At 65.7% G+C, this 18928-nt stretch carries 13 protein-coding genes; all 13 read right to left on the reverse strand.

Features of this window, described 5'->3' with window-relative positions:
- Position 1: 1 nt before the first annotated feature.
- Entirely contained in the window at positions 2-943 is a 942-nt protein-coding gene (locus U5817_RS09225) for an ABC transporter ATP-binding protein (RefSeq protein ID WP_407280524.1), read from the reverse strand.
- Entirely contained in the window at positions 915-2213 is a 1299-nt protein-coding gene (locus U5817_RS09230) for a nitrous oxide reductase family maturation protein NosD (protein WP_407280525.1), read from the reverse strand. Before U5817_RS09230 ends, U5817_RS09225 begins: the two co-directional genes overlap by 29 nt.
- A gap of 1 nt (position 2214) precedes the next feature.
- Positions 2215-2649: a transcription regulator gene (locus U5817_RS09235; RefSeq protein ID WP_407280526.1), complete on the reverse strand. Its 435-nt coding sequence runs from the start codon at positions 2647-2649 to the stop codon at positions 2215-2217.
- Positions 2650-2667: 18 nt separating this feature from the next.
- On the reverse strand, positions 2668-4848 hold the full coding sequence (locus U5817_RS09240; RefSeq protein ID WP_407280527.1) for a 4Fe-4S binding protein: 2181 nt from the start codon (positions 4846-4848) through the stop codon (positions 2668-2670).
- Between the two features lie 221 nt (positions 4849-5069).
- Positions 5070-7022 (reverse strand): TAT-dependent nitrous-oxide reductase, encoded by a 1953-nt coding sequence (gene nosZ / locus U5817_RS09245; protein WP_407280528.1) that lies wholly within the window; start codon positions 7020-7022, stop codon positions 5070-5072.
- A 204-nt stretch (positions 7023-7226) separates the two neighbouring features.
- Positions 7227-7736: a hypothetical protein gene (locus U5817_RS09250; RefSeq protein WP_407280529.1), complete on the reverse strand. Its 510-nt coding sequence runs from the start codon at positions 7734-7736 to the stop codon at positions 7227-7229.
- Positions 7737-7758: 22 nt separating this feature from the next.
- On the reverse strand, positions 7759-8448 hold the full coding sequence (locus tag U5817_RS09255; protein WP_407280530.1) for a response regulator: 690 nt from the start codon (positions 8446-8448) through the stop codon (positions 7759-7761).
- On the reverse strand, positions 8448-10385 hold the full coding sequence (locus U5817_RS09260) for a type IV pili methyl-accepting chemotaxis transducer N-terminal domain-containing protein (RefSeq protein WP_169131920.1): 1938 nt from the start codon (positions 10383-10385) through the stop codon (positions 8448-8450). The genes U5817_RS09255 and U5817_RS09260 overlap by 1 nt, the downstream gene beginning before the upstream one ends.
- Before the next feature lie 85 nt (positions 10386-10470).
- Positions 10471-11178: a respiratory nitrate reductase subunit gamma gene (narI, locus tag U5817_RS09265; protein ID WP_407280531.1), complete on the reverse strand. Its 708-nt coding sequence runs from the start codon at positions 11176-11178 to the stop codon at positions 10471-10473.
- A gap of 9 nt (positions 11179-11187) precedes the next feature.
- On the reverse strand, positions 11188-11730 hold the full coding sequence (gene narJ / locus U5817_RS09270) for a nitrate reductase molybdenum cofactor assembly chaperone (protein WP_407280532.1): 543 nt from the start codon (positions 11728-11730) through the stop codon (positions 11188-11190).
- Positions 11731-11741: 11 nt separating this feature from the next.
- Entirely contained in the window at positions 11742-13292 is a 1551-nt protein-coding gene (gene narH / locus U5817_RS09275; protein ID WP_407280533.1) for a nitrate reductase subunit beta, read from the reverse strand.
- 121 nt (positions 13293-13413) lie between these two features.
- Positions 13414-17169 (reverse strand): nitrate reductase subunit alpha, encoded by a 3756-nt coding sequence (locus U5817_RS09280; RefSeq protein WP_407280534.1) that lies wholly within the window; start codon positions 17167-17169, stop codon positions 13414-13416.
- A 57-nt stretch (positions 17170-17226) separates the two neighbouring features.
- Positions 17227-18924 (reverse strand): antiporter, encoded by a 1698-nt coding sequence (locus U5817_RS09285; protein ID WP_407280535.1) that lies wholly within the window; start codon positions 18922-18924, stop codon positions 17227-17229.
- Positions 18925-18928: the final 4 nt, after the last annotated feature.

The following is an 18928-nucleotide window of genomic DNA, read 5'->3' on the forward strand; positions in this document are numbered from 1 at the left end:
CTCAGTCGGAGAGGCCGAAGAACACGTCTTCGAGCGAGGGTTCATGCACGTGCAGGTCGAGTACCTTGTCGCCGAGCGAGGCGAGGGCCTGCATCACGAGCATCTTGGATTCGCGCCTGCATTCAACCGCAACGTGATCCTCGCGCGCTTCCACGGCCATCACGGGCAGGCCGCCGAGGACGGCGCGGACGTGGCCGAAATCCTGCGGGGCGAGGCGTACCCGGAACCACAGCGGCAGGTCCATCTGCTCGCGCAGGCCCTGGACGGTGCCCACGGCCTGGATCTTGCCGGCGGCCATGATGGCGAGACGATCGACGCGCTCCTGGATCTCGGCGAGGATGTGCGAGGTCAGGATCATCGTCACACCGTCTGCCCTGAGGCCGCGCAGGATGACGTAGAACTCGCGGATCGCCTCGGGATCGAGGCCGGTGGTGGGTTCGTCGAGGAACAGGATGCGGGGTTTGCCGAGCAAGGCCTGGGCGAAGCCGAGACGCTGGCGCATGCCCTTGGAGTATTCGCGCACGCGGCGGCGCGCGGCGTGCGCGAGGCCGACGCGCTCGAGCGCCGGGGCGCATTCACTCGCGGCGACGCCCTTGAGGCGGGAGAAGAATTCGAGCGTCTCGAAGCCGGTGAGATTGTCGTAGAGCACGACGTTCTCGGGCAGGTAGCCGATCTTGCGCCGCACCGCGCGGAAGCTGCTTCCCGTCACCGGCGAGCCGTCGATGCGGATGTCGCCGGCGGTGGCCGGGATCAGGCCCAGCATCATCTTGAACAGCGTGCTCTTGCCCGCGCCGTTGTGCCCGATCAGGCCGAACAGCTCGCCGGGCGCGACCTCCAGGTCAACACCGTCGACGGCGCGCACGGCGCCGTAGTGCCTGGTCGCGCTACGCACCGCGATCACTGGTGCGATGCGCTCAGCGGGAGCCGGGGAAGTATCTGCCAAGCCATTCTCTCCAGTTGTTGTGTGTCGGCTGCATGCGCGGTTTCGGATCGACGACGCTGGGCGCCCGCAGCAGCGGGAATTGCTGGCCGACGAGACGCAGCGTCTGCACGGCCGGGCTCGCGAGCAGCAGCTTCAGCATCGGGTGCTGCCAGGACAGGCGGTCCACGAGGTCGTTGGCCTCGTAGGGAACGTCGCCCACGGCGTCACCGTTGCGGTCCCAGCCAAGATAATTGCTCCAGTGGTTGCCGTCCTTGACGCCCCACAATTCGTCCTTGGCGCCGACGTAGCGGACCTGTTCGCGGTTGGCGATGAAGTCGTTGCGTTCGACCTTGTTGTTCTTCGAGCCGGCCCACAGGTGGGTGCCGACGACGTTGTCGACGACGAGGTTGCCGAGCAGCGTGTTGTATTCGGCGTCGTAGATGAAGAAGCCGCGGTTGTTGCCGGCGATGACGTTGTTCTCGACGAGCGAATCCTGGATCGTGCGCAGCATGATGCCGTGGTCGGAATTGGCCCAGACGCGGTTGTTGCGCACCTTCTGGTCGCGCACTTCCATCAACGCCAGGCCACCGCGGTTCATGTAGACGTCGTTGTCCTCCCACAGGTTGCGGTAGGAGTTCATGTAGTGGGTGCCGTAGCGGGCGTGGTGCAGGCGGTTGCCGCGAAAGAGTGCGTCGTGAGAGACATCGACGTAGAGGGCGTCGCGCACGAAGCTGATCTCGTTGCCGATGATCTGCGCGCGCTTGGTGTTGTAGAGCTGGATGCCGTTGCCGCGCTGGGAGGAGCGGTAGTCGCGCTTGCCGGTGATGACGTTGTGCTCGATGCGGACGTCGTCGGCCTTCTCGATCCACAGGCCGAAGAGGTTGTAGGTGAGATCGCAATTGCGCACGACCGCGCGGTGCGCGCCCGGCCACAGGTAGATGCCTGAGTTCTGTCTGAGCAGACTGTCGCCGGAGTCGCGCACGATCAGGCCTTCGATGACAACGTCGGGCGAAGTGACGCGAATCGTGTCGTCCTTCAGGCCGCCGCTGAGCGTGGGGCGGTTCAGGCCGCGCAGCGTGAGCGGTTTCGCGATGAGAAGGTTTTCGGTGTAGTAGCCACGCGCGACCTCGATCACGTCGCCGGGTGCGGCGCGTTCGATGGCGCCCTGGATCGATTCGCCGGGAGAGATCGTCAGCGTCGCGGCCAGCGCCGGCAGGGCGCAGAACAGCGCCAGCACCGCCAGGCAGGCGTGCAGGATGCGACGTGCGGGCGCTGCTCCGGTGGTTCGCATCTCACCCCTGAACGACAAGGAAGCCCAGTGATTTCAACGCGATGAACAGCGTTGCGCCGATCAGCAGGTTCTTGAAGCCGACGTAACACACCATGTCCATCTTGTTCGCGACGCGGTAGCGGCGGCCCCACCACGGGCCGTCCTTGACGTAGGGCTTGGAGCCGAGGCGCACGAAGACCTCGAACACGCTCCAGCCGAACCACCAGCCGATCACGGCGCCGGCCTGCATGTGGCCGAGCGCGGCGAGCACCCACACGACGGTGGCGGCAAGGCCCAGCGCCATGCCCGCGCCCTGCAGCGCGCGCTGCCGCTGGAAACCGTGGTGGCTCCAGGGCCACAGATGATCCCACGCTTCCGCCGCGACGAGGCGTGCGAGGCTGGTCGTTTCCGCGTACGGGGGGGAGGCGGGATCGGTCGGCATCGTCGGATTGACCATGTCTTCTTGCTCCGGGAATCAGTTCTGCGCCGCGGCGTCCGCGCGGACGGGCATCGGCTTGATCGGGATGTAGTAGCCGTCGGCGCCAATCGGCGTGATCGGCAGGCCGGCCTTGGTGCGGCGCTTCCTCTCCTGCGCAAGTGGCGGGCAGGCATGATCATCCGTATACAGGACCATGCAGTCGAGGCAGTGCAGGCACTCGCGGTGGTCGATGCGGCCATTCTCGTCGATCGCCTGCGAGCCGCAGCCCACGGCGCAGGCCTTGCAGCTGTCGCATTCCTGCTTGCGCTTGAGGCCGAACCAGCGGAAGGTCGAGGGCATCGCGAGCGACGCGCCGAGCGGGCACAGGTACTTGCAGAACGGCCGCTCGGTGAAGATCGACAGACCCAGCAGTCCGGCGGCGAACAGCGTGTAGGGCCAGCTGCGGTTGAACAGGCCGACGAGGAAGGTGGTCTTGAACGGTTCGATCTCGGCGAGCTTTTCGGCCAGGCCCATCGAGAACATCGACACGGCGAGCAGGCCGAAGAACACGCCGTACTTCACCCACTTCAGGCGGTTGTGCCATTTGCGCGGCAGCTGGAACTGGAAGCGCTTGAGGCCCACGGCCCCGCCGACCTTGTACAGCAGCTCCGACAGGGAGCCGAAGGGGCACAGCCAGCCGCAGAACAGCCCGCGGCCCCAGACGAAGGTCGTGATGATGATGAAGATCCAGAACAGGAAGATGAAGGGGTCGGAGAGGAACAGCTCCCACGTCCACTGGAACAGCAGCGCGTGGAACCAGGTGAGCACCTGCGTGATCGACGGCTGCGCGAGCATGCCGAAGCCGACGAAGCCGATGCTGATGACCCAGGCGCTGTACTTGAAGGCGTTGACGGGCCACTTGTTCTTGCGCGTGGCGCGGCGTGTGAGCTTGTCGCGGAAGGCGTAGACCGTTGCGACCGCAACGAGCAGCGCGGCGAACAGCGCGATCTCGACGGCGCGCGTCTTCCACACGCGCACCCACGGCGCGTCGGGCTTCACCACCTCGGGGCGTCCGCCTTGCAGGTATTGTTCGGGGAGCCAGTATTCGACGTCGAAGTTGGCGAAGCTGCGCGCGCCGGTGGCACGGTCGACGCGGTTGCCGAGGAACACGAACTTCCACGGATAGGCGGCGGAGAAGGCCTTCGAGCGGATGATGAAGATCGACGATTCGTTGTACGCGGGCGCGCCGGCGGCCTCGATGCCGTAGAGGTTCACGGCGTCGAGGTCGCGGAAGGTGAAGGAGTCCGCGCCTTGGCGCACCTGCACGCGGTCGTAGATGCCGCCGCGCACGAAGCCCGAGCCCTTGAAGGATTCCTTGCCGCCGCTGCGGATGACGAAAAGGGCATGCTCGCCTTCGTGCAGGCGTGCCATCAGGTTGCGCCACGCGCCTTCGCCGAGGATCGCGCGGCCGACGTCGGGCTGGTTGAGGTAGCCGAACCACAGCTCGATGAAGGGCTCGGCGCCGCGCTCGAGGCCGACCTGCTCGGGTGCCACGACGAGGCGCTTGACGGCGCCTTCCTTGACCAGCGCTGCCCAGTCGGGTTTGGCGCCGGTTTCATTGAACTTCGCCTGCTCGCGGATCGTGGGCTTGAGGATGCCGACCTGACGTGCGACCGCCGTGCCGGAGGTCATCATCACCTGATTTTGAGCGATGACGGTGACGGTCGCGCCGGAAATCGCGTCGAGGCCGATGATCTCCTCCTCCGGGCGGGAGCGGCCGATCTCGATGTTGTTGCCGACGAACTGGCCGAGGTACTGCTGGTTGAAGCGGATCAGCGCCGACTCGGGGATGCCCAGCAGCAGGATGGGCTCCGAGTGCTTCAGGATCTTCACACCGACGAAGCGGCCCCCGGTGTCCATGCCGATCAGCGTGATCACGGGCTTGCCGGAATAGGCCGGCGTGTCGGTGATGTCCGTCGACAGCATCACGTAGCCGACGAGCTTCTTCTTGCCGCCTTCATCCGTATAGCCTTCGACGTAGCTGGGCTGGCCCTTGCGCTCCGAGAAGGACGTCGCGCCGGGCAGGACCTCGGTGCAAGGTGCGTACTTGCACAGCTCGGGAGCGGTGTTGATTTCGTCGGGCAACTTCGCCTCGTAGGTGTCGGCGAGCGCGAGCGATGCGACCGAGGAGAGCAGGACGGACAGGAGGGTGTTGCGCAATGCAGCCAGGAGATTCATGACACTTACCGTTCGGCGGGACCGGACATAGTCTAGAAACCGGACCCTGGCGTGTAATTGTTTCCGATCAATTGGGGCAAATTGAAAATTCGCGCGGACGCTGCGGGCAAAAAAGGAGGGGCGCGCAGCCCCTCGAATATCACCCATCGTTGCCCCTCTGCAGGGGCAGGATCACTGCGCCGGAACGGGTCAGGCTCCGGCGCAGTCCTTGCGGCGGCCGATCAGGCCTCGACGATCATGCGGCTGCGCATCTCCAGGTGCAGCGCGTGGCAGAAGTGCGTGCAGTAGCACCAGAACACGCCCGGCTTGTCGACCTTGAAGGTCACGGAAGCCGTTTCCTGCGGATTCACGATGAAGTTGACGTTGTACTTCGGGATCGCGAAGCCGTGCGTCAGGTCTTCGACCTTGTCCAGGTTGGTGAGGATGAGGGTGACCTCGTCGCCGACCTTGAGCTTGAACTCGGTGAGGCTGAACGCCGGGGCCATGGAGTACATCTTCACCGTGACCTTCTTGCCCTCGCGGAATACGCCCGAATCCTTCGGATCCTTGATCGCGAGCGGGAAGTCGTCGATGTTGTAGACCTGCTTCGGGTTGATCAGCTCGCGCTTCATGATGATGAAGTCGTGCGGCTCGGGGCGGACCGGGTGGTCGGCCAGCAGCACCATCTTCTCGCCCGAGATGTCGATGAGCTGCTCGTTTTCCGGATGCAGCGGGCCGACGGGCAGGAAGCGGTCCTTGGAGAACTTGCAACCCACGCAGAGGTACTTGCCGTCGGCCGCAGCGGTTTCCGACTGCGAGGCGTTGATGTGGCCCGGCTGGTATTGCACGTCCAGGCGATCGACGACGTACTTCTGGGCGGTGTCGCCGGCGGAGAACTTGATCGCGGCATCGACGTTCCACTTGACGACCTGGCTGTCGAGGAACAGCGTGGTGTAAGCATTGCCGCGGCCGTCGAAGGCGGTGTGCAGCGGCCCGAGGCCGATCTCGACTTCCGCGACGATCGCCTTGTCGGCGCTTTCGAGGTTGCCTTCGAACCAGTCCAGCACCTTGGCGAGTTCGATCACCGTGGCGGTGGGCGACAGCTTGCCGGCGCAGATGAAGTACTTGCCGTCCGGGCTCGCGTTCACTCCGTGCGGGTTCTTCGGCACCGACACCGTGCAGGTGAGGGCGGTCTTAGGATCCTTGTTCGATTCGCGCGTTCCGTCGACCACCGGCACCTTGGAATCACCGTAGGTCTTGAACTTGCCCTCCTTTACTGCCTGCTCGATGCGGGCGACGTTGAAGAACAGGCACGCGTCGCGCTCGGCCGACATCATGTCGGGGTAGAGCACGCCGCCTTCGGTGTTGTACTGGTTGGTCGCTGCGAGCTTGCCGTCGTACGAGGTCGCGGCGAGGTCGCAGTTGCCGTCGATCAGGACCTGCCAGCGCACTTCCATGGTCTCGGCGTCGACGCAGGTGAACATCGAGCGATACTTGGAGGGGTCGTTGACGTCCTTGCCGGCGTTCGGCAGCGGGATCTGGAACTCGGAGCCGCAGAACACGCGGGTGGTGTAGTTGATCGCGGGATCGACCGGGTCGCGCTTGTCCGGGAAGATGCCGTGGAAGCCCTGGACGTTGGGCAGCTCGGTGATCTTGTCGCAGGTGAAGTAGTCGAGGCGGATGCGGGCGAGGCGGCTGTTGATCTTGTCGTTGATCCACGCATAGCGGCCGTCGTAGTTGCCGTCCTTGTACGAGGCGTGGGTGTGGTGGGTGTCGGCGACCGTGTAGCGGAGGCTGCCGTCGGGCTTGGTGCCCATGATCTTCTTCGACTCGTTGGTGATGCCCCAGCCGGTCAGCGCGTCGGGCACGAAGCACGGCACGCGGGTGATTTCACGTCCCGAAGGCAGGCCCAGCACGCGGAAGTCGCCGGTGTGGCCGCCGCTCCAGAAACCGTAGTAGGTGTCGAGCTCGCCCGGCTTCAGGTGCGTGGCGTTGGCGCTGCCATGGGCGACAGGTGCCGCCGCGGGGGCCGCAGGCGCGGCCGGTGCCGGCGCCTGTTCCTGCTTGCAGGCTGAAAGGCCGACCGACAGGCCCGCACCGGCGAGACCGGCGAAGGCAGCGGTGTTGAGGAACTTGCGGCGGCTCGGGTCCGGCTGGCCGTCGAGTTTGTGATCCTTGTTCTGGTCCTGGCTCATGTAATGGGCTCCGTTGTTCAAGCGTCGAGTGATCTGCCTGTGTTCTTCCGGTGCGGGGTGCGCGTGGCGACGGCGCGTCCATGCAGCGCAGCCCGAATTGGGCGGTAACGTAACTGTATGGATCGCGCATGCCGGAATCCTTGATTTCGGATAAGGAAAAACACGCGGCGGGCGTGTCGGAAGGGCATGCGCCGAGGCGCACGTTCAGGCGGGCGACAGCGAGACGAAGACCAGGACGAAGACCGGTGCCCACAGTACGGCAGCGACGCTGTAGGCCATGTAGGTGATGTGCAGCGCCTGGATGTCGTTGTCCAGCCGCAATTCGTGTCGGATGTCGCGATAGAGGGTGCGCAGTGCGACGGCGTGGGCGAGGAGGTGAGCGGTGACCAGGGCGCCGAGGCTCGGCACCGCGAGCACCACGGCAGAGGCCCAGAGCGGTGCCGCCGCGCGTGCGGCGATCGCCAGCGCGCGGGCACGCGTGGGGGGCAGGGTGCCGGCGGGCGCAGTCAGCCGCAGCATGCCGGCCACTATCGTCACCGAGACGAGTTCGGCGAGAAACACAAGCAGCGCGACCCATTCCCAGTTCGTGGCTGCCGGATCGAGTCGATAGATTGCGGCATGATCGCGCATCGCCAGCGGGATCATGATCGGCGGCACCAGCGCGAATGGCAGGACCATGCGGCTGAAGACGCCGCTGCGGGTCGGTGGGTTCAAGCGGGCCTCCGTCGGCCGGCCTTCAGGTGCGGGGATCCTGCACGATGCCCTGTTCGACAGCAAACACCGCGGCCTGTACGCGACTGGTGAGGCCGAGCTTGCGCAGGACGTTCTGCACGTGGATCTTGACTGTGCTCTCGGCCAGGTCGAGCGTGCGCGCGATTTCCTTGTTGCTCTGGCCGCGCGCGACGAGCACGAGGATCTCCCGCTCGCGTGGCGAAAGCTTGTTCAGCTCGGAGGCGACCACCGCCGGTGCCGCCGCTTCGGCGCTGGCCTTGGGCGGGGCGCCGCGCACGCCCTGCACGAGCTTGCCCATCATCTGCGGCGAGATCACCGACTCGCCTGCCGCGGCCCTGACGATCGCGGCGGTCAGGGTGTCGGCCTCGATGTTCTTGAGCAGATAGCCGCAGGCGCCGGCGCGCAGGGTCTCGATGAGGTCTTCGGCGTCTTCCGACACGGTCAGCATCAGTACGTGGGACCCGGGCGCCTCCTCGACCAGCATCGCGGCAGCGTCGCGGCCCGAGAGGCCGGGCATGTGCAGGTCGAGGAGCACGACGTCGGGTTTGAGCTGCGCGGCGCGCTTGACGCCTTCCATGCCGTCGCCCGCCTCGCCGACGATCTCGAACTCGGGGTGGCGTTGCAGCAGGGATTTGATGCCGCTGCGGAACAGGGCGTGGTCGTCGACGAGGAGCACTCGGATCGGGGCGGACATCAGTTCGGTTCCTGGTTGATGCGGGGGAGTTCGAGGCGCACTTCGGTGCCGCGGCCGGGCGCGGAGCTCAGCGAGAGGTTTCCGCCGATGCGCAGCGCGCGCTCGCGCATGACCTGCAGGCCGATGTGTCCTTCCTTGTCCCGGGCGCTTTCGTCGAAGCCCACGCCGTCGTCGCGCACGACGAGGGCGAGTCCATGCACGCCGCGGTGCAGGGCCACGTGCACCGACTTCGCCTGGGCGTGCTTGCGCACATTGGACAGCGCCTCCTGCAGGATGTACAGCGCCTGCGTCTCGACTTCGGGGTCGAGCGGCGCGCCACCGCCTTCCAGTTCCAGCTCGGTCGCGATGCTGCTCTGGTCGGCGAGCCGGCGCAGCGCGGCGCCTATCGCGCCGGCGAGATCCTGCTTCGCGACGCGGGTGCGGAAGTGCACGAGCAGCTCGCGCACGTCGTCGTAGCTCTCCTGCACGCCTTGGCGCAGCATCGCGAGCGTCGACTGGGCCTGGTTCATGTCCTTGTGGCGCAGGGCGTCGTCGAGCATCTGCACCTGCAGGTTCATGAAGGCGAGCCCCTGCGCGATCGAGTCGTGCAGTTCGCGGGCGAGCAGGTTGCGTTCCTCGGACACCGCGAGTTCGCGCTCGCGTGCATGCAGGCGTTGGTTCTCGATCGCGATGCCGAGCTGCTGCCCCAGCGTTTCAAGCAGCTGGCGGTCTGATTCCCAGAGCGGGCGAGCCTCGAGGAAATACAGGTTGTAGATGCCCAGGGTCTGCTGGTTGGCGCCGATCGGCGTCGCGGTCACGAGTTTGAAGCCGGCACGTTTGCATGCGCCGAGGTCGAGCGCCGGGCCGGGTCGATCCGGTTCGCAGACGAGCGAGTTGCCACCCCGCGCCGCCTGCCCGCACACGCATTCGCCGCACTGGAGCGTCGCCTCGCGATCGATGAACGCTTCATCCAGCCCGGAATGCACCGTCATGCAGAGTTCGCGCGAATCGCGGTCGAGCAGCCGGGCGGAACTTGCCGCCGCGGCGAACATCTTTTGCACCCGTTGGAGGAAGCCGCTGCACAGCGCGTCGACGTCCTGCGGCTGGCGCAGGAAGGCCGCCATGTCGTAGAGGATCTCGAGCTGGCGGTTCTTCTCCTCGAGGCTGCGCGTCTTGACCGCGACGCGCTCCTCGAGCGTTCCATACAGGCCCTGCAGGTGCACCGCCATGCGGTTGAAACCGTCGGATAGTTCGCCGAACTCGTCTTGGGCGAGCACCGGGACGCGGGCGCTGAAGTCTTCCTGCTCCATCCGCTTGATGCCGGTCTGGAGCTCGGTGACGGGCCGGATCACGAGCACGAAGAAAAAGCGGATCAGGAACAGGGTGCCGATCACCGCCAGCGCGATCAGGGACACCTGGGAGGCGCGCAGGATGTCGGTGCTGCGCGCGTAGCTCTGTTCCATCTTGAGCACCACGTCGTTGGTGCTGGCGACGAAGATCTTGATGGTGCGGTCGAACGCCGGAAGGTTCTTCGCAAGCCGTCCCGGTTCGGGTTCGGCGACCAGGGCTTCCAGCACCGGGCGGATTTCGCTCAGCCAGAAGCCCGCCATGCGCTCGATGTCTTCCGGGATGCCGCGGTCGCGCGGGATGAAGAGCGGACGCTCAGGATTGCCCGTGCGCAGTTCGTCGAAAATGTGCTGAAACTCGTCGAGCTCTTGCCGCAGGGTCTCGGCGAACACCAGCGGTTCCGTGAGCGAACGGCCGTCCGCGCGCGACAGCAGCTGGTCGATGCGGTACGCACGCATGCGCAGGCTGCCGGCGTCGTTGATCGCGGCCGCAGCGCCCTGGAGCTGCCAGGACATGAACAGCGTGATGCCGATCGCCGTCAGGGCGACAAGGAAGAACACCAGCAGGATGCCGGTGATCTTGGTGCTGAGACTGTTGCCGAGGGGACGCATGAACGTTCGATGAAGCAGGGTGGCGTGCAGACTACGTCGCCTGCCGCCACCCCGCAAGCCGGGGGCTTCCACCCCCGGCATGGCCTCAGGCCGACGCGGTGGCCTTGACGCGCCGCTTCGAACGCACGATCTGGTAGGCGCGCCCGACGTAGGTCAGCGGCGCAGTGAGAATGTGCACGAGACGAGTGAAGGGAAACAGCAGGAACACCGTCATCCCCAGCACCATATGGAAGCGGAACACCGGCTCGACGGAGGCGAGGAGCTCGGGCTTCGGCTGGAAGGTGAGCACGCTCTGCACCCAGCCCGAGAGCGCCAGCATCACGCCGGGATCGCCGTGGTTCGCGTGACCGATCGACACCGGCAGCGTGGACAGGCCCGCAACCAGCGTCAGCAGAAGCCAGCCCAGGATGAAGGCATCCATGCGGCGGCCGGCGGCGCGCACGCGCGGGTTGAACATGCGGCGCAGCCACAGGATCGCGCCGCCGATCAGGCACATGGTGCCGAACACGCTGCCGGCGACGATGGCGATCCACTGGTGCTGCAGGTCGGAGACACCCAGGCCAATCCACAGCGCGTGCGGCAGCACGAGGCCGGCGAAGTGGCCGGCGAAGATCGACAGGATGCCGACGTGGAACAGGTTGCTCGCGATCCACATGTTGCTCTTCGACAGCAGCTGCGAGGAATCCGTCTTCCACGTGTACTGCTCGTTGTCGTAGCGGATCCAGCTGCCGATCACGAACACCGACAGCGCGATGTAGGGATAGACCCCGAAGAAGAAGTTGATTGCGTTCATGTCGTCTCCTCAGGCAGCCAAGCGCGTCAGGCTGCCCTGTTTTTCCACGATCCGGACCAGCGGCGCGTAGGGGCTGGCGGACTTTTCCAGGTTGTCGGCGAGCACCTTGAGCACCTTCGCGACGTCGCCGAGGAAGATCCAGGCTTCGCCGATGCTCAGCGTCGAGCAGAACTCCAGCATCACCGGCAGGTAGTCCGGCAGTTCCTTCTCGTCGGCCTGCAGGCCGTAGCTGCGGTAGAACTCGCCGAGGTCGATCAGCGCGGGGCCGCGCGTCTTCTCCTCGCCGAAGAGGTGGTGCGTCAGGTGCAGGCTGTGCTCCGCCGTGAGGTCGAAGCACTGCACGTAGGCGCCCTGCAGTTCGAGCGGGTCGGTGGCGAGCAGCGTCGTGATGAAGTCGGCGACGCTGCGGTATTCCTCGGCGCTGAGGGCGCTTTCTTCATCCAGCGATTCGACGAAGGCGTAGGCGTCAGTGCCCGCCATCTCGCGCAGGGCCTCGAGGAAGCCCTCGCTGGGGTAGTCGAGCAGGGCGGCCAGCAGTCGGAAGATTTTCATCGCGTTCTCCTTCAGTCGCGCTCGCCGGCAAGCGGGGCCGGTTCGCGTGGTTCGGCCGACTCGGTGCGGCGCTCGGGGAAGAGGGCGAAGGTGCCGTAGCCCTTGGAGTTGTCGGCGCCGAAGGTGAAGCCGTTCTGCCCCTGGAAGCCGTGGTAGTCGTCGAGGCGGATCTCCTCGTGTGCGGTCGGCACGACGAAGCGGTCCTCGTAGTTGGCGATCGCGAGGTAGCGGTACATGTCCTTCGCGTTCTGCTCGGTGATGCCGGCGCGGTTGAGCGGGCCGAGGTCGGGCTGGCCGTCGACGTTGATCGAGCGCATGTAGGAGCGCATCGCCAGCAGGCGGTTGAGCGCGCTCTGGATGTACTCGGTCTTGCCCGCCGTGAGCAGGTTCGCGAGATATTGCACCGGCAGACGCATCGCCTCGGCCTTCGGGATCACGCCGTCGGACTCGGTCGGCAGCTTCTTCTGGTCGATCTGCGACTGCACGGGGGAGAGCGGCGGCACGTACCAGATCATCGGCAGCGTGCGGAACTCCGGGTGCAGCGGGAAGGCGATCTTCCACTCGACGGCCATCTTGTAGATCGGCGACTTCTGCGCCGCGTCGATCCAGCTCTGCGGCACGCCGTCCTTCAGCGCCTGGGCGATGATGGCGGGGTCGTACGGGTCGACGAAGAGGTCGAGGTGGGCCTTGTACAGGTCCTGCTCGTTGTCGGTCGAGGCGGCGTCCAGCAGCTTGTCGGCGTCATAGAGGATGATGCCGTTGTAGCGGATGCGGCCGACGCAGGACTCGGAACAGACGGTCGGCAGGCCGGATTCGACGCGCGGGTAGCAGCCGATGCACTTCTCGGCCTTCGACGATTCCCAGTTGAAGAACACCTTCTTGTACGGGCAGCCGGAGATGCACATGCGCCAGCCGCGGCAGCGGTCCTGGTCGGCGAGCACGATGCCGTCTTCCTCGCGCTTGTACATCGCGCCCGAGGGGCAGGAGGCGACGCAGGCGGGGTTGATGCAGTGGTTGCAGATGCGCGGCAGGTAGAGGTGGAAGGTGTTCTCGAACTGCTTGTACATCTCCTTCTGCATGTTCGCGAAGTTGGGGTCCTGGGCGCGCGCGGCGAACTCACCGGCGAGGTCGTCTTCCCAGTTCGGGCCCCAGGTGATCTTGTCCATCTTCTCGCCGGTGATCTGCGACACCGGGCGCGCGGTCGGCGCGGCCTCCGACAGCGGCGCGTTGTGCAGGCGCGCGTAGTCGTAGGTGAAGGGTTCATAGTAGTCGTCGATCTCGGGCATGTTGGGGTTGGCGAAGATCTGCACGATCTTCTTCAACTTGCCGCCGGCCTTGAGTTCCAGCTTGCCGTTGACCTTCTCCCAGCCGCCTTTCCACTTCTCCTGGTTTTCCCAGTTCTTCGGATAGCCGACGCCGGGCTTGGATTCGACGTTGTTGAACCAGGCGTACTCGATGCCCTTGCGGTTCGACCACACGTTCTTGCAGGTCACCGAGCAGGTGTGGCAACCGATGCACTTGTCGAGGTTGAAAACCATCGCGAATTGCGCGCGAATCTTCATTTGAATCTCCTGTGTCCTGTTCGGTACCCCGCCGCGCGGGAGCGGGCCGGGAAGGGGATGGGGTTAGCTTCCCCTTGCCCTGCCGCTGCTGCCCGCGCGCGGAAGTACCCTGTCGTGTGCGTTAGCGGGGCCCGACGCCGACCGGATTGCGCTGCTGTTCGCGCTCCGGCGTCAGCGGCCGCTCCAGCCAGTCGATGTCCTGATCCGCGATCTTGTGTAGCACCACCACCTCGTCACGCTGGCAGCCCACCGTGCCGTAGTAGTTGAAGCTGTACGCGAGCTGGGCGTAGCCGCCGACCATGTTGGTGGGCTTCACGATCACGCGCGTAACGGAGTTCAGGATGCCGCCGCGCTTGCCGGTGGAAGGCGAGCCGGGCACGTTCACCGTCTTCTCCTGGGCGTGGTACATCAGCGCCATGCCGCGCGGCACACGCTGCGACACCACCGCGCGGGCCATCGTCGCGCCGTTGGCGTTGATCGCCTCGACCCAGTCGTTGTCCTTGAGGCCGATCTCCTTCGCATCGTCCTCGGACACCCACACGTAGGGGCCGCCGCGGAACAGCGACAGCATGCGCAGGTTGTCCTGGTAGGACGAGTGGATGCCCCACTTCGAGTGCGGCGTGATCCACGACAGCGTCAGGTGCGGCTTTTTGCGGACCGAGTCGGGGATCACGTTCTGGGCCTTCATGTCGATCGGCGGACGGTAGGCGCAGAAGCCTTCGCCGAAGTCGAGGAACCACTCGTGATCCTGGTAGAAGTGCGCGCGGCCGGTGAGCGTGCGGAACGGGATGTGCTCGTGGATGTTGGTGTAGCCCGCGGTGTAGCTCACGGTCTCCGACTCGATCCCGGACCAGGTCGGCGCGGTGATGATCTTGCGCGGCTGGGCCTGGATGTCGCGGAAGGTGATCTTGTCCTCGTGGCGTCCGGCGTACAGGTGGTGATGGTCGATGCCGGTCTTCTTCGACAGGGCCGACCACGACTTGTGCGCAACTTCACCGTTCGTCTCGGGCGCCATGCGCATGACCGCGTCGCACACCGAGATGTCCTCTTCCAGCGACGGCATGCCGAAGGAGATGCCGGGGATCTTCACCGTGTAGTTGCACTTCTTGAGCTCTTCGTACTCCTGGTCGGTGTTCCAGTCCAGGCCCTTCACGTTGTTGCCGAGCTTGGTCATCAGCGGGCCGAGCGCGATGTACTTTTTGTAGGTGTCGGCGAAGTTGCGCTCGACGACCTTCAGCAGCGGCATGGTTTTGCCCGGCACGGGCTCGCATTCGCCCTTCTTCCAGTCGCGCACCTGGCCGAGCGGTTGTGCGAGCTCGAACGGCGAATCGTGCTGCATCGGCAGCGCGACGACGTCCTTGGCTACGCCCAGGTGCTTCTCGGCGAGATCGGAGAACGTCTTCGCGATCGTGCGGAAGATCTGCCAGTCCGACTTCGACTCCCAGCCCGGCGTCACGGCTTCGGACAGCGGGTGGATGAAGGGGTGCATGTCCGTGGTGTTGAGGTCGTTCTTCTCGTACCAGGTTGCCGTCGGCAGGATGATGTCGGAGTAGGCGCCGGTCGAGTTGAGGCGGAAGTTGATGTCCACCATCAGGTCGAGCTTGCCGACGGGCGCTTCTTCGCGCCACTTCACTTCCTTCGTGCCCTTGCCGTCGCCGCCTTCCTGCAGCACGCCGTTCTGGGCGCCGAGGAGGTGCTTGAGGAAATACTCATGGCCCTTCGCGGACGTGCCGATCAGGTTGGCGCGCCACACGAAGAGGTTACGCGGCCAGTTTTCTTCCGCATCAGGGTCGGCGAAGGCGACGTCGAGCTTGCCCGACTTCAGCTGCTCGACGATGTGCCTGGCGATGCCGGCTTCGTCGGTCGCGCCGGCCTTCTCGGCTTCCGCGACGAGCTCCAGCGGGTTGCGGTTGAAGTGCGGGGCGGACGGCAGCCAGCCCATGCGGGTCGCGGCGACGTTGTAGTCGGCGAGCTTGTAGCCCTTGTACTTGCCCTTCGCGGCCGGCTGCAGCAGCTCGTCGGCGTCGATGGTCTCGTAGCGCCACTGGTCGGTGTGGAAGTACCAGTACGAGGTCGAGTTCTGGTGGCGCGGCGGACGCTGCCAGTCGGTCGCGAACGCGATCGGTGCCCAGCCCGCCTGCGGACGCAGCTTTTCCTGACCCACGTAGTGCGCCCAGCCGCCGCCGCTCTGGCCGACGCAGCCGCACATGTGCAGCAGGTTCATGATCGACCGGTACTGCATGTCATTGTGGTACCAGTGGTTGATCGCCGCGCCCATGATGATCATGGACTTGCCGCGCGTCTTGGCCGCGTTCTGCGCGAACTCGCGACCGGTGCGCTCGATGTCGGCGGCCTTCACGCCGGTGACCTTGGAGGCCCAGGCCGGGGTGTAGGCGACCTTCGCGTCGTCGTAGGACGTGGCGACGTTCTTGCCGCCCAGGCCGCGGTCGATGCCGTACTGCGCGACCTGCAGGTCGAACACGGACGTCACATACACGGTTTCGCCCGACGCGAGCGTCAGTTTGCGCACCGGCACGTTGCGGTACAGCAGGCCCGGCTCGCCCGGCTGGAAGTGCGGGAAGCCGACCGACGCGACGTCATCGCGCTTGTCGATGCACGACAGCTCGGCGTCGATGTCCTGCTGGTTTGCGGCGTTCTTCGGCAGCAGGTTCCACTTGCCTTCCTCGCCCCAGCGGAAGCCCACCGAGCCGTTCGGCGCGACGTAGCAGTTCGTGCGTGCGTCGAAGACGATGGTCTTCCAGTCGGGGTTGTTCGTTTCGCCCAGCAGGTCGTCGAAGTCCGACGCGCGCAGGTTGCGGTCCGGCACGAAGGCGCCGTCGTGCGAGCGCAGGATCACCTGCATCGGCAGGTCGGTGTACTTCTGCGCGTACTCGATGAAGTAGGGTTCCTGGCGCTCGATGAAGTATTCCTTCAGCGCCACGTGACCCATCGCGAGGAAGGCCGCGGCGTCGGTGCCTTGCTTGACCGGCATCCACAGGTCGGCGAACTTCACGTATTCGGCGTAGTCCGGCGCCATCGACACGATCTTCGCGCCCTTGTAGCGGACCTCGGTCGCGAAGTGCGCGTCGGGGGTGCGGGTCATCGGCAGGTTGGCGCCGGTGATGATGAGGTAGGTCGAGTTGTACCAGTCGGCCGCTTCCGGCACGTCCGTCTGCTCGCCCCAGGTCTGCGGGCTCGCCGCGGGCAGGTCGCAGTACCAGTCGTAGAACGAGCCGCAGGCCGCGCCGATCAGCGACAGGTAACGCGCGCCGGCTGCATAGGAGATCATCGACATCGCCGGGATCGGCGAGAAGCCGTAGATGCGGTCCGGGCCCCACTTCTTGATCGTGTAGATGTTCGCCGCGGCGATGATCTCGTTGACCTCGTCCCAGTTCGTGCGCACGAATCCGCCCAGGCCGCGCACTTTCACGTACCGGTCGCGCTTCTTGCTGTCGGCCTGGATCGCGGCCCAGGCTTCGACCGGATCCTTGCCCGACTTGCGCTCGGCGCGATACACCTCGAGCAGGCGGCCGCGGATCATCGGGTGCTTGATGCGGTGCGGCGAGTACAGGTACCACGAGAACGACGCGCCACGCTGGCAGCCGCGCGGCTCATGGTTCGGCAGATCCTCGCGGGTGCGCGGGTAGTCCGTCTGCTGCATCTCGAACGACACCAGGCCGTTCTTCACGAAAATCTTCCACGAACAGCCGCCCGTGCAGTTCACGCCGTGCGTCGAGCGCACGACCTTGTCGTGGCGCCAGCGGTTGCGGTACGCGTCTTCCCAGCCCCGGTCCTCGTTGGTGACGATGCCGTGGCCGCCGGCGAAGGTGTCCTTCACCTTGTCGAAGAATTTCAGGCGGTCTAGAAAATGACTCATTGCTTGCTCCTGTGAATCCTGCGTTTCGAAGTCGATTCTTGTTCTGTCTGTTCGGGGTCAGGGGTTGCGGATGTAGGCATCCTTGCGGAGGTAGAACCACCAGTTGATCGCGAGGCACAGCGCGTAGAACACCGCGAAGCCGTACATCGCGTTTTCCGGCGTCCCGGCCTTGATCTGCTGTCCGATCACCACCGGCGCGATGAAGGAGCCGTAGCCGCCGATCGCGGAGGTCCAGCCCAGCACGGGGCCGCGCTGGTCCTGGTCGAAGACGAAGCCCACCGTGCGGAAGGTCGAGCCGTTGCCGATGCCGGAGGCGGCGAACAGCACGATGAAGAGCAGCATGAACACCAGGAAGTACTCTTCCGGCGTCGCCGACTGGTAGGCGAGATGCATCACGTAGCCGGTCACCGCGGAGGCGACGACGAGCACGAAGGAAATCCACTGCGTGACGATGGAGCCGCCCAGCTTGTCCGAGATCCAGCCGCCGACGGGGCGGATCAGCGCGCCGACGAAGGGGCCGATCCACGCGTACATCAGCGCGGAGGGTGCGTTCGGGTTCTTCGCATGCACCCAGGCGCTGGTCGCCGGATCGAACACGTGCGTGTTGCCGAAGATCACCGTGATCGACAGCGGCACCGCCATCGAGAAGCCGATGAAGGAGCCGAAGGTCACGAGGTACAGCGCCGTCATCGACCACGTGTGCTTGTTGCGGAAGATCGCGAACTGCTTGTCGAGGTTCGCCTTCACATCGCTCGTCGCGACGGCCTTCATGCCGAACAGCGTGCCGATCGTCACCAGCGGCGGCACCGCCCACATGCCGTTGCCGGACAGCAGGCCGAGGCCGCTGGGGGCCGGCAGGTAGAGGTACAGGCCGATCCCCGACACCACCAGCGCAACCGCGTACAGCGTCAGGATCTTGCCCATCGCCGCGCCGGTCGAGCCGATGTTGGGCGAGACGGTGCGGAGGTTGTTCAGCCCGAACCAGCCCACCACCGCGAGCGGCACGAGCAGCACCAGCCATACGAAGCCCGCGTTCTGCACCCAAGTCGGCGTGCCGGCGGAGATCTTTCCGATCAGCGTCGCCGAATCCTTTGCCAGCGGCAGCGCATCGCCACCGAGCGCGCCGAACACGCCGATCGTCATCACGGCCGGGATCAGGATCTGCGAGGTCGTCACGCCGAAGTTGCCGAGGCCGGCGTTCAGTCCCAGCGCCGTGCCCTGCAGGCGCTTCGGGAAGAAGGTGCTGATGTTCGCCATCGAACAGGCGAAGTTGCCGCCGCCGATGCCTGACAGCAGGGCCATCAGCTGGAACACCCACAGCGGCGTCGCCTTGTCCTGCAGCGCGATGCCGGTGCCCAGCGCCGGGATCATCAGCAGGGCGGTCGTCAGCCACACCGTGTTGCGACCGCCGCAGATGCGGATGAAGAAGGACGCCGGGATGCGCAGCGTCGCGCCGGAGAGGCCCGAGATCGCCGCGATCGAGAACAGCTGGTCGGGCGTGAAGGGGAAGCCCGCGTTGGCCATCTGCACCGTGATGATTCCCCACATCAGCCACACGGCAAAGCCGCACAGCAGGCTGGGGATGGAGATCCACAAGTTGCGGTTGGCGACGCGCTTGCCCTCGCGCGCCCAGAAGGTCTCGTCCTCGGGGCGCCAGTCGGCGATGTCCGCGCCGCGCCCGCGGTCGCCTGCACCGACGCCGGCGGGGACGGGGCCCGGAACCGGCGGGATCGGGCGGAGCTTTTCAGGTGCCATGCTT

The organism is Aromatoleum evansii (assembly GCF_045689615.1).
GTDB classification, from domain to species: domain Bacteria; phylum Pseudomonadota; class Gammaproteobacteria; order Burkholderiales; family Rhodocyclaceae; genus Aromatoleum; species Aromatoleum evansii.

Excerpts from the sequence above, each read along its gene's own strand:
- U5817_RS09230 (WP_407280525.1), bottom strand. The coding sequence starts at position 2,213 with ATGCGAACCACCGGAGCAGCGCCCGCACGTCGCATCCTGCACGCCTGC.
- U5817_RS09235 (WP_407280526.1), bottom strand. The coding sequence starts at position 2,649 with ATGGTCAATCCGACGATGCCGACCGATCCCGCCTCCCCCCCGTACGCG.
- U5817_RS09240 (WP_407280527.1), bottom strand. The coding sequence starts at position 4,848 with ATGAATCTCCTGGCTGCATTGCGCAACACCCTCCTGTCCGTCCTGCTC.
- nosZ (WP_407280528.1), bottom strand. The coding sequence starts at position 7,022 with ATGAGCCAGGACCAGAACAAGGATCACAAACTCGACGGCCAGCCGGAC.
- U5817_RS09255 (WP_407280530.1), bottom strand. The coding sequence starts at position 8,448 with ATGTCCGCCCCGATCCGAGTGCTCCTCGTCGACGACCACGCCCTGTTC.
- U5817_RS09260 (WP_169131920.1), bottom strand. The coding sequence starts at position 10,385 with ATGCGTCCCCTCGGCAACAGTCTCAGCACCAAGATCACCGGCATCCTG.
- narI (WP_407280531.1), bottom strand. The coding sequence starts at position 11,178 with ATGAACGCAATCAACTTCTTCTTCGGGGTCTATCCCTACATCGCGCTG.
- narJ (WP_407280532.1), bottom strand. The coding sequence starts at position 11,730 with ATGAAAATCTTCCGACTGCTGGCCGCCCTGCTCGACTACCCCAGCGAG.
- narH (WP_407280533.1), bottom strand. The coding sequence starts at position 13,292 with ATGAAGATTCGCGCGCAATTCGCGATGGTTTTCAACCTCGACAAGTGC.
- U5817_RS09280 (WP_407280534.1), bottom strand. The coding sequence starts at position 17,169 with ATGAGTCATTTTCTAGACCGCCTGAAATTCTTCGACAAGGTGAAGGAC.
- U5817_RS09285 (WP_407280535.1), bottom strand. The coding sequence starts at position 18,924 with ATGGCACCTGAAAAGCTCCGCCCGATCCCGCCGGTTCCGGGCCCCGTC.